We start from the raw sequence: 23,371 nt of genomic DNA, 5'->3' as shown, positions 1-23,371 counted from the left end.
TCAGAAGTTAAGAGATGACGGCGATCAGGTGCCCGGCCTTGATCGCATCGCCGGCTTTGACGCCGATCGAGGTCACCGTGCCACTGCTTTCGGCGAGCACCGGGATCTCCATCTTCATCGACTCGAGGATCACCAGGGTGTCCCCCTCATGCACCTCGTCGCCCTCGGCAACGACAACCTGCTGCACGACCGACACCAGCTCCGAGAGCACTTCCTCCGCCATGACACCTCATCCACTCGTTCGCCCGTATCCGCTGAAGCTACAGCCAACCACACATGAAACAATGACCTTCGATCAGAAGGGAGACTACCTATGGGTAAGCGTGGTCGTAAGAAGCGCAGCCGCAAGGGAAACGCGGCCAACCACGGCAAGCGTCCTAACGCCTGAGCCGTAAACAGACGAAAAACACCGAGGGCCAAGATCTTTCGTAAGGCACTCGGTGTTTTTTCGGTCTCCGGGACTACTCGGTGGTCTCGACCCGCGTGACCGTGACCGATCGGCGGATCTCCAGTGTCAGCCGATCGCGCAGCGAATCCGGTGCCCGATCGCCGCCGCACTTGCGGCTCAGCAGGCTCTTGATCTTCTCCTCGATGCCGTAGGCCTCGATGCACGGCGAACAGTGATCCATATGGTGCTGCAGCCGGGCCCTGGTGGCATCGTCACATTCACCGTCGAGCATGAGCCAGACATCGGCGAGTACAGCCGTGCAGTCCAACTCCATATCGGGGTCACGCTCCGTACTCACTGCTTGACCTCCTGGCGTTCCGCGCCGTTGCGGTTGAATCCACGTTCGCGCGCCACATCGGCGAGCAATCCTTTGAGCTGCTTACGGCCGCGATGCAGCCGGGACATCACCGTACCGATGGGGGTGCCCATGATGTCGGCGATTTCCTTATATGGAAAACCTTCGACGTCGGCGTAGTACACCGCCATCCGGAATTCCTCCGGGAGCTCCTGCAGTGCGGCCTTGATGTCGTCGTCCGGCAACGCGTCCAGCGCCTCGACCTCGGCCGAACGCAGGCCGGTCGAGGTGTGCTCGGCGGTGGCGGCGAGCTGCCAGTCGGTGATCTCGTCGGTCGGATACTGCGCGGGCTGACGCTGCTTCTTGCGGTAGGAGTTGATGTAGGTGTTGGTCAGGATGCGGTAGAGCCAGGCACGAAGATTGGTGCCCTCCTTGAAGGATTTGAAGCCCTGAAACGCCTTGACGTAGGTCTCCTGTACCAAATCCTCAGCATCGGCCGGATTCCGGGTCATGCGCAGCGCGGCACCGTAGAGCTGGTCGAGCAACGGGAGCGCATCGCGCTCGAACCGCTGCACCAGCTCGGTATCGTCGACCGCGGCGCCGACCGCACCGTCGGTCACCACGTCATCGTCGCTCGTCACACCAATCCCTTCGATCGCCGTACCTGCCAAATCTACAGGCGTGGCCGGATCGAGTGAGAACTGAGCGTCCGCCGCGGCGCTCTCGACGCGCCCTGAGGCGGTAGTCGAGCGTGACCCCGGAGGGCGCCGGGGGTGTCGCAGATCGAGCACCAGCGACGTCACGGGGCGTTCGTCGAGCAGAACCGACACCGACCTCTCCTTCACGTCCTACAGCCGCCATACGGCTTTCGTATCGCATGCAACATGTCCGCGCCCGACTGTGTTCCCACAGCGAACTCCGTGCGCCGAAAACCCCTTGCCCACCGGCATTAGGGTGACCCGCATGGCAGGAGCCTCTACCCCGGCGATCCGCACCCTGGCCAAGGCCGGTGTGGCCCATCGCGTGCACGCGTACAAGCACGACCCACGCACCGATTCCTATGGCACCGAGGCGGTCGACGCGCTCGCCGCCGAGGTCGGGGTGACGGCGGCGCAGATCTTCAAGACGCTGGTGATCGAATTGTCGACCGGTGCGCTCGCGGTCGCGGTGCTGCCGGTGCCGAATACGTTGTCGCTCAAGGCCGCCGCCGCGGCGCTCGGCGCGCCCAAGGCGGCCATGGCGGATAAGGCGAAGGCCGAGCGAATCACCGGTTACGTCCTCGGCGGCATCTCACCGCTCGGTCAGCGCAAGCTGCTGCCCACCGTCGTCGATGCCTCGGCATTGGCCTGGGACCGCATGCTTTGCAGTGCGGGACGGCGGGGTCTCGAGATCGAATTGGCCCCTGCGGACTTGATCCGGCTCACCGACGCGGTAACCTCACCAGTCACATCCGTATAACTCCGTACCATGTCAGCAACATTTGTGCGTTACTGAACGGGCCCATATCGTCCGACTCGAGGATGTGATGCGAAATGTCCGCGCGCCAGCGATTGTGCAGCACTGTCATCGTCACTCTGTTCGGAGTTCTCCTGCTCACTACCGGCCCGGTCGCGCTGCCAGCGCCTGCGGCCACCGCCGCACCGGGCGGCCCCCTGGTAATCGACGTCAACGACTTCCCCTTCGATGAGCATGTCGTTGACGACGGGCAGAAGAAGAACAAACCTCCGACGAAGGATGAGAAGGCCGACAAGGCCGAGAAGTTGGGCGGCGGCGTCGCCGGCAAGGTCATCGACCTTGGCGGCGGCGTCGCCCGCAAGGTGATCGACTTGGGCGGCGGGATCGTCAAGTGCGCGCTGAATATCGTGACCGACAGCGTGAAATGCCAGCTCTGAGCCGATGACCGGCCGGGCCGGGCGATCACAGCAAGCTGATCTGCCCGGCCTTTTCCGTACCGCCCCGAGTGTCCAACGGCGCCAATAGTTCCGGACCGTTATTGCGTACGCTGTTGACCAGCGATGAAACCGGACGCGCCACAATGCCCGCCACCGATTCCACGCTCGGCGTCTCCAGCAGCGTGGCCGGTGCCGGATGATCCGGATCCAACCAGTCCGCCCAATGCTCCTGCGGCATGGGCAGCGGCATCCGGTCGTGAATGCGGGTTAACTCGCCGACGGCGTCGGTGGTCAGAATGGTGCACGACAGCAGCGGTTCGCTCTCCCGCTGCGAACGGTCCCGCCATACCGACCACAATCCGGCCATATACAGCCGCGAACCATCGGCATTCGACATGAAGTACGGATGTTTGGCGACCTTACCCTTCGCCCCGGCATCCGGTTCGACCAACCACTCGTACCAGCCGTCCATCGGGACCAGACAGCGGCGATACTTCACCGCATCGCGAAACGATGCCGTGGTAGCCGCCTTATCGGCGCGGGCATTGAACAGCGGTTTGCCCTTGACCGGTACGCCCGGCTCGGCGGCCTTGGTCCACACCGGGATCAGACCCCAGCGCATGCGCCGGATGCGCAGCTTGGGGTCGTCGTCCGGGTGGTCGTGCTCATGCCGCTCGACAACGGTCAGCACCTGGGTGGTCGGTGCGACGTTGTAGTTGGCGGAACCACCCTTGTTATCGGTCGGCGTCTCATCGATGGCATCCAGTTCGGCGGCGAGCCGACCGGGATCGGTAGTTGTCGCGTATCTGCCGCACATATCTCGATACTTGCACGCTGCGCCGACAGACTCGGGAAGAATTGGCGGTGGGGGTGACCTGGTGAGAGTTCTGACATAGCATCATCTCAGAGAATGGCCGTTAACTTATCTCGGCAAGAGGAGAGACCAACCGTGACAACCATCGAGACCACCCCAACGGCACCGGAGACGGCGTTGAAATCGGTCGATCCGGCCACCGGAGAGGTCATTGCCACCCACACCATCGCCGATGCCGACGCGGTGCGCGCCGCCGTCGCCAAGGCCCGTACCGCCGCCGCGACCTGGGGCGGACTCGGCTTCGACGAGCGGCGCAAACATCTGCTGCGCTGGTCGAGCCAGTTGGTCGCGGATTCCGAGGAGTTCACCGCGCTCATCCACAAGGAGAACGGCAAACCACTCGATGATGCGTTCCTGGAGTTGATGCTCGCGCTCGAGCACATCGCCTGGGCGGCCAAGAATGCCAAGAAGGTGCTGTCGCCGAAGAAGATCGCCCCCGGCGCGTTCATGGCGAACTTCTCCGCGCGATTGGAGCAGCGTCCGCTCGGTGTCATCGGCGTGATCGGCCCGTGGAACTATCCGGTCTACACCCCGAACGGCTCCATCGCCTACGCCCTGGCCGCGGGCAATACCGTGGTCTTCAAGCCGAGCGAATTCTCCACCGGCATCGGCAATTTCCTCTCCGATGCGTTCAAGAAGGCCAATCCGGAACTGCCGGAAGGCGTCTTCGAAACCGTCAATGGTTACGGCGCGACCGGTGCCGCGCTGGTCCAGTCGGGGGTGGACAAGATCGCGTTCACCGGCTCCACCGCGACCGGTAAGAAGATCATGGCCGCGGCCGCCGAAACGCTGACCCCGGTACTGCTGGAATGCGGCGGTAAGGACGCGGTGATCGTCGCGGGCGATGCCGATATCAAGGCCGCGGCCGATGCGGTCGCCTGGGGCGCCACCGCCAACAGTGGCCAGACCTGCGCCGGTGTGGAGCGGGTGTACGTGGAACGCTCGGTGCGCGACGACTTCGTCGCGGAGGTCAAGCGCATCTTGAGCGAGGTCAAGCCGGGCTCGGGCGCCGATGCGGCCTACGGTCCGATGACCATGCCCAGCCAGATCGATATCGTGCGCCGCCATATCGATGACGCGCTGAAGAACGGCGGCACCGCGGTGCTCGGCGGCCCGGACTCGGTCAAGGGTCCGTTCATCGAGCCGGTCGTGCTGGTCGATGTGGACGAGAACTCCGAGGCCGTGGCCGAGGAGACCTTCGGGCCGACCGTCACCATTCGGACGGTGGACGGCGTCGACGAGGCGGTCGAGTTGGCCAACAAATCAAAGTACGGCCTCGGCTCGGCGGTCTACTCGAAGAAGAACGGCCTGGAGATCGCCCGACGGCTGCGCGTCGGCGCGACTTCGGTGAACTCGGTGCTCGGCTTCGCCGCCATCGCCGGACTGCCCTTCGGAGGTGTCGGCGATTCCGGAATCGGGCGCATCCACGGCGAGCCCGGCCTGCGCGAATTCTCCCGTCCGCATTCGATCGCGGTGCAGCGCTTCGCGATTCCCGGCATGGCACTGCTCAGCTACTCCCGGACCCAGTCCACTATGAAGCTGCTGCGCCGCCTGGTGCCGATCGTGCACGGCCGCCACAAATAGCCGCCCCACCCGCCGGGCTCGCCTTTCGAGGCGAGCCCTTCGACCACAACGGAGCGAGTCTTCCGAACGGGGAGTTCGCGGCCCGTCTCGCGTCCGAGCCGTCCAAGCGCATGCGCCGCAGGCGCGGGACTCGCCCTTCCCGGATGCGTGCGCCAGGTGCCGAACGGCCCCGCCATCCCCAACCACAACGAAGCGAGTCTTACGAGCGACCGTTCGCGGCCCGTCTCGCGTCCGAGCCGTCGAAACGCATGCGCCGCAGGCGCGAGTCTCGACGGCTCGGACGCGAGACACCAGGGGGCCGCGAACACGCCGCGGCGCAGCCGCGGCAAATCAAACACAGCCCAGCCCGCGTGTCCGGTGACGCGATGGGTGAAGATGGACGGGTGAGTTTCTGGCCAGCGCCCCAAGTCGATGTCCCCGTGCACGCGACCGTGACCCTGCCCGGATCTAAATCGATCACGAATCGGGCCCTGATCCTGGCTGCCCTCGCCGAGGGCCCCTCGACCATTTCCGGCGCGCTGCGCAGCCGCGATACCGAACTCATGATCGGCGCCCTGTGCGCATTGGGTGCGCGGATCGAAGGCGACGCCGAAACGCTGACCGTGACACCGGCGCCGCTGCACGGCGGCACCGTCGACTGCGGCTTGGCTGGCACCGTCATGCGGTTCCTGCCACCGGTCGCGACCCTGGCCACCGGCGACGTCGCCTTCGACGGTGACGAGCAGGCCCGGGTTCGCCCACTCGGCACCATCCTGGAGGCACTGCGCCGCATCGGCGCGGACATCGAGGGCGACGCGCTGCCTTTCACGGTGCACGGCAAGGGCGCGCTGCGTGGGGGCGCGGTCACCATCGATGCCTCCGGATCCTCACAGTTCGTCTCCGGGCTGCTGCTGTCGGCGGCCCGGTTCGACGAGGGCATCGTGGTGCATCACGATGGCAAGGCGCTGCCCTCGATGCCGCATATCGAGATGACGGTGGAGATGCTGCGGCGCGCCGACGTCGCGGTCGATGCCCCCGCCGACAGCCGCAAGGCCCAGACCTGGACCGTCGCCCCCGGCCCGATTCGCGCGGTGAACTGGGATGTGGAACCGGATCTGTCCAATGCCACGCCATTCCTGGCCGCGGCCGCGATCACCGGCGGCGAGGTCCGCATCCCGCATTGGCCGCGGCTGACCACGCAGCCCGGTGACGTGATCCGGGAGATCCTGGTGCGCATGGGCGCGGAGGTCACCCGGTTCGACGGCGTGCTGACCGTGCGCGGCCCGGAGCGCCTGGCCGGTATCGATATCGATCTGCACGAGGTCGGCGAGTTGACTCCGACCGTGGCTGCCCTTGCGGCACTCGCTGATTCGCCGTCCTGGCTGCGCGGCATCGCCCACCTGCGCGGCCACGAGACCGATCGGCTCGCGGCGCTGTCCACCGAGATCAACCGGCTCGGCGGCAATGTCACCGAGACCGAGGACGGACTCGAGATCACCCCGGCCCCGCTGCACGGCGGCAACTGGCATTCCTATGCCGACCATCGAATGGCAACGGCTGGTGCGATTCTCGGACTCCGGGTGCCCGGCGTGGCGATCGAGGATATCGGCACCACGGCCAAGACGCTGCCCGGATTCGTCGGCCTATGGGAGCAGATGCTCGATCCCACGCTCACCGATCAGGGAGCGGCCCGCTGAGACGACGCGATTACGACGAGTCGGATGTCCGGGTGCGCCCGGGCAAATCCTCTCGTCCACGCACGAAAACCCGTCCGCGGCACAATGATGCGGAATCGGCCATGGTCGTTTCGGTGGACCGCGGTCGTTGGGGCTGCGTGCTCGGCGGCGATCCGGACAAGCTGATCGTCGCCATGCGGGCCAGGGAACTGGGCCGCACCCCGATCGTCGTCGGTGATCAGGTCGACGTGGTCGGCGATCTGTCCGGGAAACCCGATACCCTCGCCCGCATCGTCCGCGTCGGCGAACGCCGAACGGTCCTGCGCCGCACCGCCGATGACACCGATCCGTTCGAACGGATCGTCGTCGGCAATGCCGAACAGCTGTTCATCGTGGTCGCCCTCGCCGATCCGCCGCCGCGCACCGGTTTCGTCGAGCGCGCCATGGTCGCCGCATTTGCCGGTGGGCTGCAACCGATTCTGTGTTTGACCAAACACGATCTGGCCGCCGAATCCGAATTCGCCGCGGCCTTCGACGATCTCGACCTCACCATCATCTACGGCGGCATCGACGATCCCCTGGAACCGGTCCTGGATTTGCTCACCGACCGACTCACCGCCTTCATCGGCCACTCCGGCGTTGGCAAATCCACTTTGGTGAATCGTCTTGTGCCCGACGCGGATCGGGCGGTCGGCGAGGTCTCGGGCGTGGGCAAGGGCAAACACACCTCCACCCAATCCGTCGCCTTACCGCTCCCGCGGGGTGGCTGGGTCATCGACACACCCGGTGTTCGTTCCTTCGGGCTTGCCCACATCACGCCCGACGATGTCATCGCCGCCTTCACCGATCTGGCCGCCGCCATCGAGGACTGTCCCCGAGGCTGCACCCATCTCGGTCCGCCCGCGGATCCCGAATGCGCCCTGGATACCTTGCTCGGCAAGGAACGCCGCGTCGCCGCGATTCGCCTGCTGCTGGGCGCCCTGAACTCCAACGATCCCTGGTAGCTCCCGCCCGCCGCCCCGGGTCTGGTGTACACGACCGGGTGTACACTCCAGATATGGAAGACCAGCTCAGCATTCGTGAGGCCCGCGCCCAGCTTCCTGCCGTCGTCAACGCCGCGGTTCAGGACGGGCACGTGACCGTCATTACGCGTGCCGGGGAACCCGCCGCCGCAGTCATCCCGCTGCACATGCTCGCCAAGCTCGAGGAGTGGGAAGATGAGCAACTCGGACGCATGGCCGACGAAGCACTCGCCGAAGGTGGTGAACCGGAAAATATCACCCTCGGCCAGATGATGGATGAGATCCTCGCCGCTGACCATCACGGTGCGGCGTGAAATACGAATTCCGTTGGACCCCAGCCGCGCGTCGTGCACTGCGGAATATTCCGCATCCCGATGCCATGCGCCTGCTGATCGCGCTCACGCTGCTGGGCGACGACCCATACCGACGCGATGGGGTAGACGTCCGGGCCCTTACCGGCCGGCCAGGATTCCGGCTACGAGTTGGCAACTACCGCTTGGTTTACGAGGTTGACGACGGCAAGCTGATCATCCTGGTTGTTACCACCGGACACCGTCGCGATATTTACGAACGCTAGACGCGGGGCGGCCACTACGAAACGCGCCCATGGAGATTCATGGGCGCGTTCGTGATTCGGCGATCAGTGCCGACGGCGCGACTTCGGTGCGCGCTTGCCCTTCGATTCGGCGCGTGCCGCCTCGCGGCGCTCACGGCGGGTGCCGCCGTCGCCGTATTCCTCGACGTCACTGTGCACCGCGGCGTGTCCACCCTCGTCCGGACCCGAGTAGTGGAAGCCGTTGTTGGCCCGGGAATCACCGATTCCCTTGGCGCGCAACGCCGCCGGCGCGCCATTGGCTACCGGCGTCTGCTGGGTGGGCAGTGGACGTGGTGCGGTGGCGCCGACCGGCGAGCGCAGGCCCGGATCGACCGCGACGCCCTCTGGCTGCGGCTGCTGTACCTCGACCTGCAGGTTGAACAGGAAGCCGACCGACTCCTCTTTCAGGCCCTCTAGCATCGCGGCGAACATGTCGAAGCCCTCACGCTGGTATTCGACCAGCGGATCACGCTGCGCCATGGCGCGCAGGCCGATGCCCTCCTTGAGGTAATCCATCTCGTAGAGGTGCTCGCGCCATTTGCGGTCCAGCACCGAAAGCAGCACCTGGCGTTCGAGATTGCGCATCGAACCCTCGCCGGCCAGACCGTCGATCTGCTGTTCGCGCTTCGCGTAGGCATTGTGCGCGTCATCGAGCAGCGCGTCGACCAGTTCGTCCTTGGTCAGATCCCCCGCCTCGCCGACACCGGTCTCGCCGGTCAGCTCCCTGTAGTCCACGCTCACCGGGTACAGCGTCTTCAGCGCGGTCCACAGTTTCTCCAGATCCCAATCCTCGACGTAGCCCTCGGCGGTGGCGCCGTCGACATAGGCGGTGACCACGTCGGTGATCATCTCCTGGACCTGGCCCTCCATATCCTCACCGCGCAGGATCCGGTTGCGCTCGTTGTAGATGACGGTGCGCTGCTGGTTCATCACCTCGTCGTACTTGAGCACATTCTTGCGGATTTCGAAGTTCTGCTGCTCGACCTGGGTCTGCGCACTCTTGATGGCCTTGGAGACCATCTTCGCTTCGATCGGCACATCGTCGGGCAGGTTGAGCCTGGTCATGATGGCCTCGAGCGCGGCGCCGTTGAAGCGCCGCATCAACTCGTCACCCAGCGACAGGTAGAACCGGGACTCACCCGGGTCACCCTGACGACCGGAACGACCACGCAGCTGGTTATCGATGCGCCGCGATTCGTGCCGCTCGGTACCGAGCACATACAGACCGCCGGCCTCGCGCACCGCGTCGGCGTCCTCGGCGGTCTGCTCCTTGACCCGCTCCAGCGTCGGCAACCAGGCGGCCTGGTACTCCTCCGGCGTCTCCACCGGATCCAGCCCCTCCTTGCGCAGGATGATGTCGGTGATGATGTCCGGGTTACCGCCGAGCACGACGTCGGTACCACGACCGGCCATATTCGTCGCCACCGTGACCGCGCCCGGGCGACCGGCCTCGGCGATGATCTCGGCTTCCTTCTCGTGGAACTTCGCGTTCAGCACGTTGTGCGCGATGCCGCGCTTGGTGAACTGCTTGGACAGGTACTCCGAGCGCTCGACGCTGGTGGTACCGATCAGCACCGGCTGACCCTTCTCGTGCCGTTCGGTGACATCGTCGACCACGGCCGCGAACTTCGCCTCTTCGGTCTTGTAGATCAGATCGGACTGGTCCGCGCGGATCATCGGCTTGTTCGTCGGGATCGGGACAACGCCGAGACTGTAGATCTGGTGCAGCTCGGCGGCCTCGGTCTCGGCGGTACCGGTCATACCGGAGAGCCTGTCGTAGAGGCGGAAGTAGTTCTGCAGCGTGATCGTGGCCAGGGTCTGGTTCTCCGGCTGGATCTCGACGCCTTCCTTGGCCTCGATCGCCTGGTGCATGCCCTCGTTGTAGCGGCGCCCGACCAGGATGCGGCCGGTGAATTCGTCGACGATGATGACCTCGCCGTCGCGGACAATGTAGTCCTTGTCCCGGTGGTAGAGCTCCTTGGCCTTGATGGCGTTGTTCAGGTAGCTCACCAGCGGCGAATTGGCCGCCTCGTAGAGGTTGTCGATACCGAGCTGATCCTCGACGAACTCGACACCCGCCTCGTGCACACCGATGGTGCGCTTCTTGATGTCGACCTCGTAGTGCAGGTCCTTCTTCAACAGCGGAGCGATGCGTGCGAATTCGGCATACCACTTCGAGGAGGCGTCGGCCGGACCCGAGATGATCAGCGGGGTGCGGGCCTCGTCGATGAGGATGGAGTCGACCTCGTCGACTACGGCGAAGTTGTGCCCGCGCTGGACCAGATCATCCAGCGAGTGGGTCATATTGTCGCGCAAATAATCGAAGCCGAATTCGTTGTTGGTGCCGTAGGTGATGTCGGAGTTGTAGGACTCGCGACGCTCGGCCGGGGTCATACCGGACAGGATCACCCCGACGCTCAGCCCGAGGAAGCGGTGCACGCGGCCCATCCACTCGGCATCGCGCTTGGCCAGGTAGTCGTTGACCGTGACCACGTGCACGCCGTCGCCGGAAATCGCGTTCAGGTAGGCGGGCAGCACACAGGTCAGGGTCTTGCCCTCACCGGTCTTCATCTCGGCGATATTGCCGAGGTGCAGCGCCGCGCCACCCATGATCTGCACCTTGTAGTGCTTCTGGTTCAGCACCCGCCAGGACGCCTCACGGGCTACCGCGAACGCCTCCAGAAGCAGATCGTCCAGCGATTCGCCGTCCGCGTAGCGTTCCTTGAACTCGTCGGTCTTGGCACGCAACTCGTGGTCGGTGAGCTCCTCGACCTCGGGCCCGAGCGCGAGGACCTCGTCCGCGAGGTGGGCGAGCCGCTTGACCGTGCGTCCCTCACCAATCCGTAGCAACCTCGTCAGTGTCAGCGCAGGCACGGGTCTCGTCAGTCCTCTGGTCGGTGTGTCAAATGTTCGGCCGTCACCCGGGGCGGGCAGTGTGCATGTGGCCCCCGCCGAGCATGGCGGGATCCGCAGCACGCTTCATGGTAATGCGGCATCCATGGTAGGTGCCGATGACCAGCGACATAGCGCCGCATCCGCCGCCACCGCCGAGGCGATGGCCGTTTCTTTTCACCGTACCCGCGTGGCGGCCACCGGAGCGGATGGGAATCCGCTGGACCGGAACCTGTTTCAGCGCAGGTGTCATACGATGTAAGTCGTTCGTCGTGCCGGACGCCGTGACCTGGTCCACCAGGGACGACCCGTTATCCGACGGCACGCGACGACACCCAAGGGGCAGCGCGGCTCAAAAGGCATCCGTTATGCGGCACCCCGATTAATGTGTGCGAATCGAGTTCCTCGCTCTCGAACCAGGGCAGCCTTCCACGGAACCAGGCGTGGGTAAAGGGATGCGCGAATATCGCTGGATATGCCACAGGGGGCAGGACGAACCGTTGTGGGCGACCACAATGGGCGATGAGACGGCTCGGGTGGGAGCCACATCGGAAGGAGCACCGGGCAGCGTGATCACGAGATTGACGCCGCAGGACGCGTCGTTCTATCGGCTCGAGTCGAGCAGCAATCCAATCCATATCGGCTCTCTCGCGATCGTCCGAGGTAGCGACTCGGCACAGGGGGAAACGGCGCTCGACTACGACGGACTGGTCGATCTGGTGGAGAGCCGGCTTTCCCTGGTCCCCCGCTATCGCAGGAAGGTGCGCGAAATCCCGTTCGCGCTCGGCCGCCCGGTCTGGGTCGAGGACAGCCATTTCGATATCAGCTATCACATCCGCCGTTCCGCGCTGCCCGCTCCGGGCAACGACTGCCAGCTGCACGATCTGGTGGCCCGGCTGGCATCGCGATCGCTCGATCAGAGTCGCCCGCTGTGGGAGATGTATCTGATCGAGGGCCTGGCGCAGGGCCGGTCCGCGATCTTCACCAAAACCCATTCGGCGCTCGTCGACGGGGATACCGCACTCGAGATCGGGCACGTCATCCTCGATACCAGCGCATCACCGCGCGGTATCGCCGATGACGCCTGGGTGGCCCCGCGCGAACCCAACGAGATGGAACTGATGATCGGCGCGCTTTCCCAACTCGCGGCGCAGCCGCGCGAGGCGCTCGAGGTGGCCCGCGATGTGAGCGCCCACGCGTTCTCGGTGGTCGCGACCGCGGGTAAGGCGGTGGATTCGATGGTTTCGGCCGTGCGCACCGCCGCCATCGGCGCACCGGACAGCCCGTTGAACGCCAAGACCTCACGCAATCGCCGCTTCGATGTGGTGCGCACGGATCTGGAGGACTACCGCAAGATCCGCAAGCGCTTCGAATGCTCGATCAACGATACGATCCTGGCCGTCGTCACCGGGGCACTGCGCAATTGGCTGCTCTCGCGCGGTGAGGCACTCACCGAATCGACCGTGCTGCGCGCGGTGGTGCCTATGTCGGTCTACGTCGAAGGCATCGACGACCAGCTGAAACCGGCCAGCGAAGTCTCCTCCTTCCTGATCGATCTGCCGGTGGGCGAACCGAATCCGGTGATGCGCCTATCGCACATCTCCCATGCCACCGAGGCCAATAGCCGGCATCGGCGCGGGGTGCGGGCGCGCACCCTGGTGCACCTGGCCGGCTTCGCTCCGGCGAGCCTGCATGCGATGAGTGTGCGTGCGGCGAGTACCTTCGCAGAGCACACGTTCAATCTGGTGATCACCAACGCACCGGGTCCGCAGACCCCGATGTATATCGGCGGCGCGCGGATGCTGGAGATGTATCCGGTGTCGCCGCTGCTGCGCAACCAGGCCTCGAGCATCGGGATCACGTCCTATGACGGACGCGTCTTCTACGGACTCAACGCCGACCGCGACGCGATGGCCGATATCGGCGTGCTGGCCGCGTCGGTGCACGAGTCCATGGAGGAGATGCTCGGTGCCTGCGTCTGAGAACACCATGCGGGTCTATATCCCGGCCACCGTGCCGATGCTGCGTGAGCTCGTCGAGAACCGGGAACTGCGCCCGGTCGGCGGCACCGCCTTCGCCGTCACGCCGACACTGCGCGAGGCCTATGCCTCCGGTGACGACGACGAATTGGCCGAGGTGGCGATGGCCGAGGCCGCGCGGGCCTCGCTGCGCCTGCTGGCCGCCGAGCGTGAAGAGGCCACCGAGGCGTCCGACGATGCGGACACCGACGCCGGCGACCCGGCCACCACCTACCACAGCCCGGTCTATCGACGCGCGGTCATCGCCGCCGATGTGACCGGCGCCAAGCTGCGCCCCGACCTCGACGACGCGGTAGTCCGACTGGCCGGATCGATCAGTTACGACCGGATCGCCTCGGTGCACGTGGACCTGGCCGAGGCCGAACCCGAGGTGGCCAAAGCGGTCGATGTCGTCGATGCCGCCGACCTCGGCGATGCCGATGCCGAATTCGTGCTGGGGGATGCCGAGGATCATCAGCTGGCGTGGTATGCGGCGCAGGAATTGCCGTTCCTGCTCGAATTACTGTGACGGGCAACCTACCCATCCCGTAGTAACCTACGATGCCGTAACCTGGCTGCGAGGCGGCCTCACCGGTCGCTACGACGGGAGACGAACGGCGGCAATGGTCTTGAAAAAAGCGGCACTCTCGGTGCGCACGGTCCGGGAGTGGCTGGAGGCTCCGGCGGCGGAAGTCGCCGAACGCGGTGGACGGCTGAATGTGCTGCGCGGCGCCGTCGCGCGCGTTACCACGCCACTGCTGCCCGACGATTATCTGCATCTGGCGAATCCGTTGTGGTCGGCCCGTGAGCTGCGCGGCCGGATTGTCGAAGTGCGCAAGGAAACCGCCGATTCGGCCACCCTCGTCATCAAACCGGGTTGGGGCTTCGACTGGAAGTACGAGCCGGGTCAGTACATCGGCATCGGCATCCTGGTCGACGGCCGCTGGCACTGGCGCTCGTACTCGCTGACCTGTCCGCCGAACTGGACCGATCCGGAACATCGTGGCAAGCGCCTGATCTCGATCGCGGTCAAGGCGATGCCCGAGGGTTTCCTGTCCAGCCACCTTGTCAGTGGGGTCGCCGCGGGCACCATCGTCCGGTTGGCCGCGCCGCAGGGCGGTTTCGTGCTGCCGTCACCGCCGCCGCAGAAGGTGCTGTTCCTCACCGCGGGCAGCGGTATCACCCCGGTCATGGCCATGCTGCGCGCGCTGGATCGTCGCGATGTGGTCACCGATGTGGTGCACGTGCATTCCGCGCGCACCCGCGAGGATGTGATGTTCGGCGCCGAACTGCGCGATCTGCACGATCGCCACCCCAGCTTCTCCTCGCATCTGCACCTCACCGATGAGCAGGGCCGGTTCTCCCTGACGACATTGGACGAACAATTCCCGGATTGGCGCGAGCGCCAGACCTGGGCCTGCGGTCCGGCCGCCATGCTGGACGAGATCGAGCAGCACTGGCGCGAGGCGGGCATCAGCGACCGGTTGCATGTCGAGCGCTTCGAGATCGAGCGCTCCGCTGTCGGCGAGGGCGGCACCGTGACCTTCGGCAAGACCGGGCGCACTGTCGAGGTCGATGGTGCGACAAGTCTGCTGGAGGCGGGCGAATCCGCCGGTGTGCAGATGCCGTTCGGTTGCCGGATGGGCATCTGCCAAACCTGTGTCGTCACACTGGCTTCCGGACATACCCGCGATCTGCGCAACGGTGATGAGCGCCGCGAGGGAGACAAGGTGCAGACCTGTATCTCGGCCGCGGCGGGCGACTGCACCCTCGACGTCTGAGACAGCGACGCTCGCAGACGCACCGTCGGGGGGGATCCGACAGGTACCCTCGAGATACATCCAGTCAGGGAAAGGACCCCGGTGGCCATCACCGATATCAAGGCGTTCGCTCATCTCACAGCCGCCGACATCGAAACACTGGGGCAGGAACTCGATTCCATCCGGCGTTCCGTCGAACTGTCCCGCGGCGAACGTGACGCCAAGTACATCCGGCGCACGATCGCTGCGCAGCGCGTGCTCGAAGTGCTCGCGCGCGGCGTGCTGTTCGGCAGCCGGAATCGGTGGGGCTGGCTGACCGGGACGGCACTGCTGTCGGTCGCCAAGATCATCGAGAATATGGAGCTCGGGCACAACATCAGCCACGGGCAATGGGACTGGATGAACGATCCGGAAATCCACTCCGGCACCTGGGAGTGGGATATGACCGGGCCGTCGGCGCAGTGGCGGCGGGCGCACAACTATTCGCACCACACCTACACCAATGTGCTCGGCAAGGATGAGGATCTCGGCTTCGGCATCCTGCGGATGACCCGCGACGAGCAGTGGCGGCCGATCCATCTGGTGCAGCCGCTGGCCAATATCCTGCTCGCGGCCACCTTCGAATGGGGTATCGCGCTGCACGATTGGAGCATCGAGAAGGAACTCTCCGGCGTGCCGCCCAAGGAGCTGATGTCGGAGCCGAACAAGGAGTTCGCCCGCAAGATCACCCGCCAGGTAGCCAAGGACTTCCTGTTCTATCCCGCGCTCACCGGACCGGCCTTCATGTCGACGCTCAAGGCGAACGCGACCGCCAACCTGGTGCGCAACCTGTGGGCCTATGCGGTGATCTTCTGCGGCCACTTCCCCGACGGGGCCGAGAAATTCACCATCGAACAGCTCGAGGGCGAGACCAGCGGCGAGTGGTATCTGCGCCAGATGCTCGGCAGCGCCAACTTCAAGGCCGGGCCCGCGATGGCCTTCATGAGCGGCAACCTCTGCTACCAGATCGAACATCACCTGTTCCCCGACCTCCCGAGCAACCGGTATCCGGAAATCGCCGAGCGGGTCCGCGAACTGTGCGACAAATACGACCTGCCCTACACCACCGGCTCCCTCGGTAAGCAGTATCTGCTGGCCTTCCGGACCATCCACAAGCTCGCGCTGCCGGACCGCTTCCTCAAGCGCACCGCCGATGACGCACCGGAGACCTCATCGGAGCGCAAGTTCGCCGGCGTCTCACTGCCCGCCATGCCGTCCATGCCGAATGCCGAGCGCTGGGCCGACAAGTGGAACGAGACGCACTGGCTGCCCGTCGACCCCGAGACCGGTAAGCGGCGCGGCCTACGCTCGGCGCTCAACGAGGCCAAGGTGGTCTTGCGGGAAAAGGCTCGGCACGAGAAGGAAGTGCTGCGCGAGGCCAAGCTGGCGCTGCAGGAAAAGGCACGTCAGGAGAAGGCGACACTGCAGCGTAAGGCCATGCGTGAGCGGGCGATCCGGCGCATCCGACGGCGCCGATGAGCTAGCATTCCCCGGCCGCCTTCGCAATGCGGGATTTGCCACAACACGGAAAGGGTCCTCGCAACCTACGGTCTCGTAACTTACGGTACTGTAACCGCCATGGCGATCTCGGATGTCAAGGAATACGCGCACCTCACCGAAGCCGATGTGGAGGCGCTCGGTGCGGAGTTCGACGCGATCCGCCGCGATATCGAGTCCACGCGCGGCGCTCGGGACGCGCGGTATATCCGCAATGTCATCCGCCTGCAGCGTGCGCTCGAGATCAGCGGCCGCGCGGTGCTGTTCGCCAGTTTCCTGCCGCCCGCCTGGCTCGCCGGTGTAGCCCTGCTCAGCACGGCCAAGATCATCGAGAATATGGAGATCGGGCACAACGTCATGCACGGGCAGTGGGACTGGATGAACGATCCGGAAGTCCACTCCAGCACCTGGGAATGGGATAACACCGGCCCGTCCAAGCACTGGAAGCAGACGCACAACTATCTGCACCACAAGTACACCAATGTGCTCGGCATGGACGACGACATCGGCTATGGCCTGTTGCGCGTCACCCGGGATCAGCGGTGGAAGCCATTCAATATCGGCAATCCGGTCTACAACCTGGTGCTGCAGCTGTTCTTCGAATACGGCGTTGCGGTCCAGCATCTGGAGCTGGGCAAGGTGCATCGGCTGAAGGAGGGTTCGCCGGAGCGGGCCGCATTCGAGGTCAAACGTCGCGAGGTGCTGGTCAAGATCGGCAAGCAGGTCGGCAAGGACTATCTGCTGTTCCCGCTGCTGACCGGGCCCGCCTTCTTCTCGACGCTCACCGCGAACCTGACCGCCAATATCATCCGCAATGTCTGGACCAATGCGGTGATCTTCTGCGGGCACTTCCCGGACGGCGCCGAGAAATTCACCAAGGCCGATATCGACGGCGAATCCAAGGGCCAGTGGTACCTGCGCCAGATGCTCGGCAGCGCCAATATCTCCGGTGGGCCGGTCATGCACTTCATGACCGGCAATCTGAGCCACCAGATCGAACACCACCTTTTCCCGGATCTGCCGAGCAACCGCTATGCCGATATCGCAGTGCGAGTGCGGGCCCTGGCCGAGAAGTACGACCTGCCCTACACCACAGGCTCGCTCCCGGTGCAGTACTTCAAGTCCTGGCGCACCATCCTGAAGTTGGCGCTGCCGAACAAGTACCTGCGCGCGACCGCCGACGATGCCCCCGAGACCGCCTCGGAGCGCAAATTCGACGGCACCACCATGCCGAGCTTCGACCCGGTCACCGGCAAGCGCCGCGGCCTGCGCACGGCGTTGAAGGATGGCCGCCGCCGGTTCACCCGTCGGGCCGCGGCCGTCGGCTGACGCGAGTTCGGTTCGGGCCGCTCTTCCAGGATTTCCTACGCGGCGACCCTGATCGGTTCGGCCCGGATGTCGCCGAAGACGTGCGAAGGCGCCCATGGAAGCCCGTGGGCGCCTTCGCCTTTCGGTGGGTCATATCGAAGCACTGGTATTCCGGGCACACCGCGCCGGCAATATGCCTGGCCCTCGGCGGGAGCGCCGATTGTGGCTGGTTGACTGAGGGCGTGTGTGCTGAAGATCTGAGCGTTTACGAGGCCATTCGGATGCGGCGGGATGTGCGGGCCGAGTTCACCGGTGACCTCGTCGATGATGCGACACTGTGGCGGATACTCGATGCCGCACATCGCGCGCCCAGTGTCGGCAATTCACAGCCATGGGACTTCGTGGTGGTGCGCGAGTGCGCGACGCTACGCAAATTCGCCGACCACGTCGCGCAGAAGCGGATCGAATTCCGGGACGCACTGCCGCCGGACCGGGCGGCGACCTTCGATCCGATCAAGATCGAGGGCATTACCGAGAGTGGCACCGGCATTGTGGTCACCTACGACCACGACCGCGGCGGCCCGCAGGTCCTCGGCCGCGCCACCGTCCCCGAAACCGGCATCTACTCGGCGGTTCTCGCCATCCAGAACCTCTGGCTGGCCGCCACCGCCGAGCACATCGGCGTCGGCTGGGTCTCGTTCTACGATGCCGAATTCCTGACCGACCTGGTCGGCCTACCCGACGGCATTCGCCCCGTCGCCTGGCTTTGCGTCGGCCCGGTACACGAATTCCAACGCGTACCCGACCTCGAACGCTTCGGCTGGCGCACCGGCCGACCCCTCACCGACGCCGTCCACCAAGAAACTTTCCGCACCCTACCGAGCTGAGTCGAAGCGCGGTTCTAGCTCGCAATAGGCTCGGCCATTGCGCGGTCGAATCTATGGGGAGGATGCCCAGGGCCGTCAGACGCGCTCCAGCACCGCCGATGCACCGATTCCGCCTGCGGCGCAGATGCCGAGCAGGGCGGCGTTCTTTCCGGTGCGGGCCAACTCGTTGGCCATTGTGGTGACCATGCGTGCGCCGGTCGCGCCGAATGGATGCCCGAGCGAAACCGAACCGCCGTGCACATTGAGCTTGTCGATATCGACCTCGCCGACCGCGGTATCGCGATCGAGGCGGGTCTTGGCCCATTCGTCGCTGTTCAGCGCGGCCAGTACCGACAGGGTCTGGGCCGCGAATGCCTCGTGGATATCGACCAGATCGATATCGCTGAGCGACATTCCGGCCTTGTCGAGGGCGCGCGGCATGGAGATGGCCGGGCCGATCAGTACTTGATCGGTCGGGTCAACGCTGACGTAGCTCCAGGAGCGGAAGGCGGCCAGCGGACGGTAGCCGAGCGCGTGCGCCCGCTCCTCGCTCATCAGCAGTACCGCGGACGCACCGTCGGTGAGCGGGCTGGCATTACCCGCGGTCACGCTGCCGTCGCGGGCGAAGACCGGCTTCAAGTCGGCCAACTTCTCGATACTGGTATTCGCGCGCACCAGTCCGTCGCGCGTGACATCGGCCTCATCGGGGGTGCGCACCCGCAGCACCTCGTCATCGAAGCGGCCGGAGTCGATGGCCGCAGCGGCCCGGTGGTGTGAGCGCGCCGCGAATTCGTCCTGATCCGCCCGGCTGATGCCGTGGATGCGAGCCATCTTCTCGGCCGACTCCCCCATCACTTCACCCGTGGTGCGTTCGGCGATTTTCGGCCGGCTCGGCAGCAGATCGGTGAACGGCGCGAGCTGGCGCACCGCCGCGAGATAGTCCTTCGGCTTCGGTTTGCCCAGTGCCAGCGGCGCACCGGCATGCACCAGCTTCTGCGGCAACTTCACCTCGGCATTGCTGGTCGAATCGCTGCCACCGGCGATCATGATGTCGTATTCGCCGCGCTCGATGGCCGCCACCGCCGAAGTGATCGCCTGGAGTCCGGAGGCGCAGGCCCGCGTCACCGTGTAGCCCTCACACCCAGGATCGAGACCCAGATCCAAGGCAATCTCCCGCGCGATATTCGGCGCGGCACTCGGCAGGATGACGCCACCCCATACGATCGCCTGCACCTGCGCTCCCGGCAGCCCGGTCCGCTCCAATAACCCACGCACCGCGGCATCGGCCAACGCGATCGAATCCATCCGCGTGTAATCACCGAACGCCTTGACGAACGGCGTCCGCGCACCGGAAACGATGACGGCACGGCGAGCAGCGTTGGTAGCCATGGATTTTCCTCCTCGAGAAATCTATCCCACAAACTTACTCGGAAGTAAGTTCGAGGTCCAGACCCCGGAGAACCCGGCTCAGCGATCCCCTCCATCGCCGCTGAGCCGGGCGTTCTCCTCAGACCCGCTGCGCACTGATTTCGCAAGCACATCGGTAACTCATCGGGCACGCCCGTAAGCGAGCCCGGCACTCAACCGCCCGCCCACGACGACACTGTCGGGGCGTCCGCGGCCGACAAGGCACGCAGAGGCGGATGAGCGGCGCCCGTCCCGGCGAACGCCCCTGCTCGTCTCGGAACCCGCAAGGTCGACGTCGACACCACTCGGCGCGAAGGAACAGTAGCAATCTTTTCATTAGTTTTTCAAATACTTTCTATAAACTTGTCTTTTCTCCCAAAAGCGGCCTACCATGATGGTCACTATGCAAAGCCCTTCGGAGCTGTCGCGACATAAGCGCTTCGGCCGAATCATCAAGGAACGCCGGGACGAACTCGGCCTCACCCAGATGCAGATCGGCGATCTGGGAGGGCCCTCGGCGCCGACGATCCGCAAAATCGAAGACGGCGATGCGACCATCAGCACGCACACCCTGAACAAACTCGACGCGCCGCTGCGCTGGCTTCCCGGAAGTGCGGCACGCACCTATGCGGGCGGCGATCCGACCGCGCACGAGCTCGCCTCACACGCCTCGAGCACTGACGAGTCGATCGTCTCCGGGCCCGACTCGATCCGCTTCGAACTCTCCGATCTGACCGGACTGCTCGCCGCCGCCGGGCGGCTCAACGACGCGGTGGAGCGCGGCCGGACCACCGAACCCCATGTGATATCGGCCATTTCGGAACTCAACGGGGTTGTTTCCCGGCTGTCCGCGCGCTATGCCACCGCGATGCTGGAACGCAACGGCGGACCCGGAAAATCCCTGCACCCGTTGGTCGCGATGGCGTTCTCGCATCTGCTCGATGTGCCCGCCGAGTCCAGCGATCCCGCCGATCTGGAGGAACGCCGCTATCGCCGCTGGCTGGCCGGACGTGCGGAGGATCTGGACGCAAGCACCGAGGGCCGCTTCCGCGCACGCTGGCTGGCGGCCAATCCCGGTGCGGCATCGATTCGAAACGGCAAGCAGTAGAGGCATACAGATGACTGACGATGCGACGAACCGAGCGCCACTGACGCTCAGCCACAAGGTGAATCGACTATTCGCGACCGTGCACCCGCGGTCGGAGCCCGAGCGAACGACGGCAGCGGTGGCCGAACAGATCGGCGCGCAATTGGGCCGCACCGTCCCGCAGGAGCAGCTCGATCGGCTGCGGCGCGGCGAATTCGATTCCGCGCCGGTGGGATCCGAACTGCTCACCGCCATCGCACAGTGCTTCGGCGTGCGCGCCGACTACCTGACCACCACGGGCTCGGCGGCGGCCGCGATCGATCAGGAACTCGAATTGCTGGCCACCATGCGCGATGCCAATGTCGCAAGCATCGCGCTGCGCGGATCCGATATTGATCTCGCCACGCTGACCGCACTCATCCACCGCACGGATCAACCGGTCGAGCGACCGTAGACTGGGCAGTTTCCGAACACTCGGTAGCATCGTCGGTTGCACGGGCGGGATCGCAGCGCTGTAGGAGATTGCCAACGAATGCCCGGTATGGAGAGCCGGTTCCGGGAAGTAGCCCGGGACGTACCAATACCGTCCCCCTGGAATCTGACCGCATACCTCGATGCCGTCGCCGACCATCGCGGTCGCCCCATCACCTTGCAACCCGTCGATACCGCGCTGCTCACGGGCACCGGCTGCGGTACCGGCAGCGGTCTGTGGATTGCCAAACGCGACAGCGACATCGTCGTCTACGGCGCCGACACCACCGAATGGCATGCCGAGCACATCATCGTCCACGAGTTGGGTCATATGCTGCTCGGCCACGGACCGGAATCGGCGACCGAAACCCCCGCGCCACAGCCGATGTCGGCCCTCGCGGAACTGCTCCCCTCGATCTCCGCGGAGTCCATCGCCTACGTGCTCGGGCGCAGCGATTACACAACCGCCCGCGAGCGCGATGCCGAAACCTTCGCCGACCTGGTCATGCTTCAGGCCATGCGCCCGCAGCGCCGAGATTCCTTGCTGCACAGAACCTTTTTTCGTGAACGGCTCCCCCGCTTCCCCGGACCTCATGCCGGAGATTGACTGCCGCGGACCGGGCGAAGCCCGGCCAAGGGGATGGACGTACCCGATGAGTTACCCATGTGCTGGGGAAATCCGTTGTTATGCCGAGCAGGCAGATAATGCGACTCTCCGGGCATCCAACTCGCGCTGAATACCCGGAGAACAACGGTGGCGACTGACTACGCGAGCCGAATAAGGCCGTAGTCGAATGCGTGGCGGCGGTAGACGACCGACGGCCGGTCGGTCTCTTTGTCTTGGAAGAGGAAGAAGTCGTGCCCAACGAGCTCCATCTGGTAGAGGGCGTCGTCGACCGACATCGGTGTCGCGGAATGGACCTTGGTTCGGACGATATGGCCGGGGCCGGCCGCGTAATCCGGAGCCTCCGTTTCGGGCCGACTCCGTTCGGCCTCGGGATGCTCATGCGCGGTGGCGCCCTCAGCCTGGGCGAACAGTGATTCATCGATCAGATCGGCGGTCGCCTCGGCCACCGAGACCGGGGTCTTGTCCCCGTAGTGGACGCGGCGGCGATCCTTGGTTCGACGCAGTCGGCTCTCCAGCTTCGCGGTCACTGATTCCAGGGCAGCGTAGAAGCTGTCCGCACATGCCTCCGCCCGGACGACCGGGCCCTTGCCGCGTGCGGTGATCTCGACGCGTTGGCAAGCCTTACGCTGACGACGGTTGCGTTCGTGGAACAGCTCCACATCGAAGATGAATATCGACGGATCGAAGCGTTCGACACGGGAGAGTTTCTCCGCGACGTAAATTCGGAAATGGTCAGGAACCTCCACATTGCGGCCCTTCACCACGACATCGCCGCGGGGCGCGCGAGGTCGGTCCGCTGTGGATTGCTCTGTCGCATCCAGGGTGCTGTCATCCAGCACCGAGGCCTGTGTTTCTTTCACAGCGAGGGCGTCTTTCACTGAAGGTCGTGAAGAAGTCGTCACGCGTACCTCCCGGATATGGCCGCACAGACCAGCGTGCGTGCGGCGGGATGAGCCGTGCCGATTGACAATCTCTCGGCACTTGATGTCCGAGGCGCCACCTCCAAACTCCCGGTTCGGGTGTGTGACCGCGA

Annotated in this window: 24 protein-coding genes; 17 read left to right on the top strand and 7 right to left on the bottom strand. The window is 65.1% G+C overall.

The window, feature by feature from the left end:
• Positions 1–7 precede the first annotated feature (7 nt).
• The gene (locus ACIBG0_RS27865) at positions 8–223 is read right to left on the bottom strand and encodes a biotin/lipoyl-binding carrier protein (protein WP_397036202.1); all 216 of its coding nucleotides are present in this window, start codon (positions 221–223) and stop codon (positions 8–10) included.
• A 90-nt stretch (positions 224–313) separates the two neighbouring features.
• On the opposite strand from ACIBG0_RS27865, the gene ACIBG0_RS27860 reads away from it, so the two are divergent.
• Positions 314–388, top strand: coding sequence for a 50S ribosomal protein bL37 (locus ACIBG0_RS27860; RefSeq protein ID WP_022597109.1), 75 nt, complete (start codon positions 314–316; stop codon positions 386–388).
• Positions 389–461: 73 nt separating this feature from the next.
• Here ACIBG0_RS27860 and rsrA read toward each other — a convergent pair whose 3' ends face one another.
• Positions 462–722, bottom strand: a complete 261-nt coding sequence (gene rsrA, locus ACIBG0_RS27855; RefSeq protein ID WP_364493890.1) for a mycothiol system anti-sigma-R factor — start codon at positions 720–722, stop codon at positions 462–464.
• Positions 723–742: 20 nt separating this feature from the next.
• Complete coding sequence (locus ACIBG0_RS27850; RefSeq protein ID WP_397036270.1) at positions 743–1,414, bottom strand: sigma-70 family RNA polymerase sigma factor; 672 nt, start codon at positions 1,412–1,414, stop codon at positions 743–745.
• Positions 1,415–1,706: 292 nt separating this feature from the next.
• On the opposite strand from ACIBG0_RS27850, the gene ybaK reads away from it, so the two are divergent.
• Positions 1,707–2,201 carry a Cys-tRNA(Pro) deacylase gene (gene ybaK, locus ACIBG0_RS27845; RefSeq protein WP_397036200.1) on the top strand — a complete coding sequence of 165 codons (495 nt, stop codon included), beginning with the start codon at positions 1,707–1,709 and terminating at the stop codon, positions 2,199–2,201.
• Positions 2,202–2,275: 74 nt separating this feature from the next.
• Complete coding sequence (locus ACIBG0_RS27840; RefSeq protein ID WP_397036198.1) at positions 2,276–2,635, top strand: hypothetical protein; 360 nt, start codon at positions 2,276–2,278, stop codon at positions 2,633–2,635.
• Positions 2,636–2,660: 25 nt separating this feature from the next.
• Here ACIBG0_RS27840 and ACIBG0_RS27835 read toward each other — a convergent pair whose 3' ends face one another.
• Positions 2,661–3,452, bottom strand: a complete 792-nt coding sequence (locus tag ACIBG0_RS27835; protein ID WP_397036196.1) for an SOS response-associated peptidase — start codon at positions 3,450–3,452, stop codon at positions 2,661–2,663.
• A gap of 132 nt (positions 3,453–3,584) precedes the next feature.
• On the opposite strand from ACIBG0_RS27835, the gene ACIBG0_RS27830 reads away from it, so the two are divergent.
• From ACIBG0_RS27830 to ACIBG0_RS27810, 5 genes are all read left to right on the top strand, one after another.
• Positions 3,585–5,093, top strand: a complete 1,509-nt coding sequence (locus ACIBG0_RS27830) for an aldehyde dehydrogenase family protein (protein ID WP_397036194.1) — start codon at positions 3,585–3,587, stop codon at positions 5,091–5,093.
• 365 nt (positions 5,094–5,458) lie between these two features.
• Positions 5,459–6,769, top strand: coding sequence for a 3-phosphoshikimate 1-carboxyvinyltransferase (aroA, locus tag ACIBG0_RS27825; protein WP_397036192.1), 1,311 nt, complete (start codon positions 5,459–5,461; stop codon positions 6,767–6,769).
• Positions 6,718–7,752, top strand: a complete 1,035-nt coding sequence (rsgA, locus tag ACIBG0_RS27820; protein ID WP_397036190.1) for a ribosome small subunit-dependent GTPase A — start codon at positions 6,718–6,720, stop codon at positions 7,750–7,752. Before aroA ends, rsgA begins: the two co-directional genes overlap by 52 nt.
• Before the next feature lie 53 nt (positions 7,753–7,805).
• On the top strand, positions 7,806–8,084 hold the full coding sequence (locus ACIBG0_RS27815; RefSeq protein ID WP_397036188.1) for a type II toxin-antitoxin system Phd/YefM family antitoxin: 279 nt from the start codon (positions 7,806–7,808) through the stop codon (positions 8,082–8,084).
• A complete protein-coding gene (locus ACIBG0_RS27810) occupies positions 8,081–8,347 on the top strand; it encodes a type II toxin-antitoxin system RelE/ParE family toxin (RefSeq protein ID WP_397036186.1) in 267 nt (88 codons plus the stop codon). The genes ACIBG0_RS27815 and ACIBG0_RS27810 overlap by 4 nt, the downstream gene beginning before the upstream one ends.
• A gap of 63 nt (positions 8,348–8,410) precedes the next feature.
• Here ACIBG0_RS27810 and secA read toward each other — a convergent pair whose 3' ends face one another.
• Positions 8,411–11,239 carry a preprotein translocase subunit SecA gene (gene secA / locus ACIBG0_RS27805; protein WP_397036184.1) on the bottom strand — a complete coding sequence of 943 codons (2,829 nt, stop codon included), beginning with the start codon at positions 11,237–11,239 and terminating at the stop codon, positions 8,411–8,413.
• Between the two features lie 587 nt (positions 11,240–11,826).
• On the opposite strand from secA, the gene ACIBG0_RS27800 reads away from it, so the two are divergent.
• From ACIBG0_RS27800 to bluB, 6 genes are all read left to right on the top strand, one after another.
• A complete protein-coding gene (locus tag ACIBG0_RS27800) occupies positions 11,827–13,239 on the top strand; it encodes a wax ester/triacylglycerol synthase family O-acyltransferase (RefSeq protein WP_397036182.1) in 1,413 nt (470 codons plus the stop codon).
• A gap of 7 nt (positions 13,240–13,246) precedes the next feature.
• A complete protein-coding gene (locus tag ACIBG0_RS27795; RefSeq protein WP_397036268.1) occupies positions 13,247–13,804 on the top strand; it encodes a DUF6912 family protein in 558 nt (185 codons plus the stop codon).
• A 94-nt stretch (positions 13,805–13,898) separates the two neighbouring features.
• Entirely contained in the window at positions 13,899–15,056 is a 1,158-nt protein-coding gene (locus ACIBG0_RS27790) for a ferredoxin reductase (protein ID WP_397036180.1), read from the top strand.
• Positions 15,057–15,137: 81 nt separating this feature from the next.
• Positions 15,138–16,553 carry a fatty acid desaturase family protein gene (locus ACIBG0_RS27785; protein WP_397036178.1) on the top strand — a complete coding sequence of 472 codons (1,416 nt, stop codon included), beginning with the start codon at positions 15,138–15,140 and terminating at the stop codon, positions 16,551–16,553.
• A 99-nt stretch (positions 16,554–16,652) separates the two neighbouring features.
• Positions 16,653–17,900 (top strand): fatty acid desaturase family protein, encoded by a 1,248-nt coding sequence (locus tag ACIBG0_RS27780; protein WP_397036176.1) that lies wholly within the window; start codon positions 16,653–16,655, stop codon positions 17,898–17,900.
• Between the two features lie 221 nt (positions 17,901–18,121).
• Positions 18,122–18,766, top strand: coding sequence for a 5,6-dimethylbenzimidazole synthase (gene bluB / locus ACIBG0_RS27775; RefSeq protein ID WP_397036174.1), 645 nt, complete (start codon positions 18,122–18,124; stop codon positions 18,764–18,766).
• Positions 18,767–18,841: 75 nt separating this feature from the next.
• On the opposite strand, the gene ACIBG0_RS27770 is transcribed toward bluB, so the two are convergent.
• Complete coding sequence (locus ACIBG0_RS27770) at positions 18,842–20,134, bottom strand: acetyl-CoA C-acyltransferase (protein WP_397036172.1); 1,293 nt, start codon at positions 20,132–20,134, stop codon at positions 18,842–18,844.
• A 421-nt stretch (positions 20,135–20,555) separates the two neighbouring features.
• Here ACIBG0_RS27770 and ACIBG0_RS27765 point away from each other — a divergent pair, with 421 nt between their 5' ends.
• From ACIBG0_RS27765 to ACIBG0_RS27755, 3 genes are all read left to right on the top strand, one after another.
• Positions 20,556–21,260, top strand: a complete 705-nt coding sequence (locus ACIBG0_RS27765) for a helix-turn-helix domain-containing protein (RefSeq protein WP_397036170.1) — start codon at positions 20,556–20,558, stop codon at positions 21,258–21,260.
• A gap of 10 nt (positions 21,261–21,270) precedes the next feature.
• On the top strand, positions 21,271–21,693 hold the full coding sequence (locus ACIBG0_RS27760) for a hypothetical protein (protein WP_397036168.1): 423 nt from the start codon (positions 21,271–21,273) through the stop codon (positions 21,691–21,693).
• A 78-nt stretch (positions 21,694–21,771) separates the two neighbouring features.
• Complete coding sequence (locus ACIBG0_RS27755) at positions 21,772–22,317, top strand: hypothetical protein (protein WP_397036166.1); 546 nt, start codon at positions 21,772–21,774, stop codon at positions 22,315–22,317.
• Between the two features lie 158 nt (positions 22,318–22,475).
• On the opposite strand, the gene hpf is transcribed toward ACIBG0_RS27755, so the two are convergent.
• On the bottom strand, positions 22,476–23,177 hold the full coding sequence (gene hpf, locus ACIBG0_RS27750) for a ribosome hibernation-promoting factor, HPF/YfiA family (protein WP_397036267.1): 702 nt from the start codon (positions 23,175–23,177) through the stop codon (positions 22,476–22,478).
• Positions 23,178–23,371: the final 194 nt, after the last annotated feature.

This window comes from Nocardia sp. NPDC050630 (assembly GCF_044457245.1).
Lineage (GTDB): Bacteria > Actinomycetota > Actinomycetes > Mycobacteriales > Mycobacteriaceae > Nocardia.
Note: the sequence above shows the minus strand (reverse complement) of the source record. Positions and strands in the feature narration are given on the sequence as shown.

Coding starts and splice junctions, on each gene's coding strand:
- ACIBG0_RS27755 (WP_397036166.1), top strand. CDS start 21,772: ATGCCCGGTATGGAGAGCCGGTTCCGGGAAGTAGCCCGGGACGTACCA.
- ACIBG0_RS27835 (WP_397036196.1), bottom strand. CDS start 3,452: ATGTGCGGCAGATACGCGACAACTACCGATCCCGGTCGGCTCGCCGCC.
- ACIBG0_RS27790 (WP_397036180.1), top strand. CDS start 13,899: ATGGTCTTGAAAAAAGCGGCACTCTCGGTGCGCACGGTCCGGGAGTGG.
- ACIBG0_RS27765 (WP_397036170.1), top strand. CDS start 20,556: ATGCAAAGCCCTTCGGAGCTGTCGCGACATAAGCGCTTCGGCCGAATC.
- ybaK (WP_397036200.1), top strand. CDS start 1,707: ATGGCAGGAGCCTCTACCCCGGCGATCCGCACCCTGGCCAAGGCCGGT.
- ACIBG0_RS27770 (WP_397036172.1), bottom strand. CDS start 20,134: ATGGCTACCAACGCTGCTCGCCGTGCCGTCATCGTTTCCGGTGCGCGG.
- ACIBG0_RS27760 (WP_397036168.1), top strand. CDS start 21,271: ATGACTGACGATGCGACGAACCGAGCGCCACTGACGCTCAGCCACAAG.
- ACIBG0_RS27840 (WP_397036198.1), top strand. CDS start 2,276: ATGTCCGCGCGCCAGCGATTGTGCAGCACTGTCATCGTCACTCTGTTC.
- rsgA (WP_397036190.1), top strand. CDS start 6,718: ATGGGAGCAGATGCTCGATCCCACGCTCACCGATCAGGGAGCGGCCCG.
- rsrA (WP_364493890.1), bottom strand. CDS start 722: ATGGAGTTGGACTGCACGGCTGTACTCGCCGATGTCTGGCTCATGCTC.
- ACIBG0_RS27865 (WP_397036202.1), bottom strand. CDS start 223: ATGGCGGAGGAAGTGCTCTCGGAGCTGGTGTCGGTCGTGCAGCAGGTT.
- ACIBG0_RS27815 (WP_397036188.1), top strand. CDS start 7,806: ATGGAAGACCAGCTCAGCATTCGTGAGGCCCGCGCCCAGCTTCCTGCC.
- aroA (WP_397036192.1), top strand. CDS start 5,459: ATGGGTGAAGATGGACGGGTGAGTTTCTGGCCAGCGCCCCAAGTCGAT.
- ACIBG0_RS27795 (WP_397036268.1), top strand. CDS start 13,247: ATGCGGGTCTATATCCCGGCCACCGTGCCGATGCTGCGTGAGCTCGTC.
- ACIBG0_RS27780 (WP_397036176.1), top strand. CDS start 16,653: ATGGCGATCTCGGATGTCAAGGAATACGCGCACCTCACCGAAGCCGAT.